The organism is Saccharopolyspora gloriosae (assembly GCF_014203325.1).
Lineage (GTDB): Bacteria > Actinomycetota > Actinomycetes > Mycobacteriales > Pseudonocardiaceae > Saccharopolyspora_C > Saccharopolyspora_C gloriosae.
Genome location: NZ_JACHIV010000001.1, coordinates 5667276 through 5669998 on the forward strand (window position 1 = coordinate 5667276; position 2723 = coordinate 5669998).

General features: G+C 71.9%; 3 protein-coding genes. All 3 read left to right on the forward strand.

The features are described 5' to 3' along the window. Nucleotides 1-3 precede the first annotated feature (3 nt). Genes BJ969_RS24670 through BJ969_RS24680 form a run of 3 tightly spaced genes read left to right on the forward strand, consistent with a single transcriptional unit; the run spans nt 4 to nt 2674 of the window. Nucleotides 4-1770 carry a WXG100 family type VII secretion target gene (locus tag BJ969_RS24670; protein ID WP_184482686.1) on the forward strand — a complete coding sequence of 589 codons (1767 nt, stop codon included), beginning with the start codon at nt 4-6 and terminating at the stop codon, nt 1768-1770. Between the two features lie 35 nt (nt 1771-1805). Then, on the forward strand, nt 1806-2291 hold the full coding sequence (locus tag BJ969_RS24675) for a YbaB/EbfC family nucleoid-associated protein (protein ID WP_184482689.1): 486 nt from the start codon (nt 1806-1808) through the stop codon (nt 2289-2291). A gap of 26 nt (nt 2292-2317) precedes the next feature. Beyond that, nucleotides 2318-2674 carry a hypothetical protein gene (locus BJ969_RS24680; protein ID WP_184482693.1) on the forward strand — a complete coding sequence of 119 codons (357 nt, stop codon included), beginning with the start codon at nt 2318-2320 and terminating at the stop codon, nt 2672-2674. Nucleotides 2675-2723 lie beyond the last annotated feature (49 nt).

A 2723-nucleotide genomic window follows, 5' to 3' on the forward strand; every position in this document is an offset into this window, starting at 1 on the left:
TCGATGAGCACGCCCGATGTCCAGGCGGACCCGGCCTCCGGTGGTCAGGCCCCGCTCGGCGACGGAACCTCCGTGCCGGGAGACGTGCAGCCGCAGCCCGATCAGCAGCCCCCGCCACCGGCGGGACCGCCGCTGGAGTCCACGGCGCAGATCCTGGCGACGGGCAACCCGCAGCAGTTCTACGCGGACGGTCAGCGCTTCGACCAGATCGCGGGGCGGCTGCGGGGCCTGTCCGACGGGTTCCGCAGCGAGCTGCGCCGCGTCGAGCAGTCGTGGCGCGGTCCCGGCGCGGAACTGTTCCAGGACGCCGCGCAGAAGATCACGCAGTCCATCGAGCGGCTCATCGACACGATCAGCGCGCCCGCCTACAGCTCGGTGATGAACCAGCTCGGCGACGCGCTCGCCGAGGCGCAGCGCCAGGTCAACGACGTGCAGACGCAGCGGCAGCAGGGCAGGGACGCGCTGGCCGCGAACCCCGCAGCGGCGGGAGATCCGGCCGCGCAGGCCAACCAGCAGCAGCAGGAGACCGCGCAGGGCGAGCACGCCAACCAGGTGTTGCAGCAGCTCGCGCTGACCTACCAGAACCTGGGTTCGCAGCTGCGGGTGCTGCCCAGCCGCAACTCCTCCGGCGGTGCCGCCAACGACGGCGGCAGCGGAGCGTCGGCGAGGTCGGCGGGCACCATGTCGACCGGCGGACCGGCCACGATGGACTCCTCCGGAACCGCGGGGACCATGATGGCCCCGATGTCGGTCGGGACCACGACGCGGATGTCCGGCGACGGCAGCGTTCTCGGTCGCGAGTCGGCGGGGACGTGGGGCGCGCCGTCGGCCGACGATTCGGTCGTGGAGAGCGCGGGCCTGACCGATTCCGGCGTGCTGGCACCGCAGTCGGGTTCGGCGGCGCCGATGATGGGCGCGTTCGGCGCGACCGGCGCGGCCGGGTTCGGCGGCGCGGCATCGCAGGCCAAGCGTCGCTCCACCTCCTCCGGCGGCTCCGGCGCTTCCGGCGACTCGGGTGCCGGGGAGATGACGACGTTCGGGATGCCGGCTTCGATCGGCGGCGGCGAGCGCGCCACGACCTCGTCCTCCGACGGTGAGCGCGGCGGCAGGCCCTCCACCGAATCGCTCTTCGAGCAGCGGCGGCAGCACTGGGCCGAGACGCTCGGCCAGCCCGGCACCGACGAAACGACCGGCGAGGCGGGGCGCACCGCTGAGGCGACGGCGTTCGGCTCCGGTGAAGCGGCCGTGCCGGGTCTGCCTCCGGGCACCACCGGTGGTCCGGCCGTGCCGCCGGGAGCTCCGGCCCCGGGTCTCGAAGGCACGCACCCCGCCGCGCACGCACCCGCCACCGGCAGCGCCTCCGCCGGTTCCGCAGGGACCGCGGGCGGTCCGTCGGCGAAGCTGCCGTCGCTGCCGAACGTCACCGGCGGCCTGCCCGCCACCTCCGGGTTGTCGGCGTCGCCGTCGCTGCCCGGATCGACCTCGTTGCCCGGGGTGGAGACGGCGGGGGCTTCGGTCCCGAACGGCGCGTCTTCGGCCGTGCCGCGCGGAGTTCCCGGCGCCGGGATGCCCGGCGGCGTTCCGGGCGCCGCGGGCGGAGGCATGGGGTCGCCGATGATGCCGCCGATGGCGGGCATGGGAGCGGGCATGGGCGGCGCGCTCGGTTCGCGCGGGAACCAGGACCGGGACCGCAACACCCTGCAGCAAGAGGACGAGGACGTTTGGGACGCCACGGACGGGCTCTCCGGCGGAGTCCTGGGTCGAGACTGACCCGCCGCCCACCCGACAGCGATTGGAGAACGACCATGACTTCCGGATTCTCCGGGGGCGGGATGCCCGACCTCGGCGCGGCCATCGAGGCCTTCGAGCAGGAGCAGGCCAAGCTCGCCGACTTCCAGCGCAAGCTGTCCGAGACGACCACGGTCGTCGAGTCGAAGAACCACATGATCACCGTGACGCTGGACGGCAACGGTGAGCTCTCCGACCTGAAGTTCAACACCACCGCGTACCGGTCGATGGCGCCCGCCGAACTCGCCTCGGCCGTCACCGAGGTCCTGCAGCAGGCCCGGCAGCAGAGCCTGAAGACCATGCAGGAACTGATGGGCGGCTCGCCCGTGCCCGGTTACGAGCTCGACGAGCTGGCCAGCGGCGAAGCCGATCTGGCCGCGGTGCTCGGCAAGGTGATGGAGCCGTCGCTGAACCTCGTGCGCGAAGCGGGCGGCGACTCGCCCGCCGCGGCCAAGCGACCGGCCGAGCACAACGATGACGACGACGGCTGGGAACGCCGCTAAGGACCGCTCGGGGAGGGTGTTGGATCATGGCAACAGATGAGGTGTACCTCAACGTCCCGGAAGCCGAACGGGTCACCAAGGGGCTCGCCGACGGCGTGGACAACCTCGGCAACGCGATCGACGAGCTCAAGGCCGCGTTGCAGCGCGACCACGGGTGCTGGAGCGACGACAAGATCGGCAAGGGCTTCGAGTCGTCCTACCTGCAAGGCGCCACCGACACCCAGGACGGGTTGACCAAGCTCGCGAAGTCCCTCAAGGAGTTCGCCGACGAGGGATTGCCCGCCGTCATCAAGAACGTGGAGGACTTGGACTCCCAGTACGGCGAAGCCGTGGACAGTTACGGGGATGCCTTGTCCGACTACCAGCGCCACTCGGAGCGCTGAGCACTCCTTCCTGACCGACCGTGACTACCTGACGCCTTAAGGACGCGCG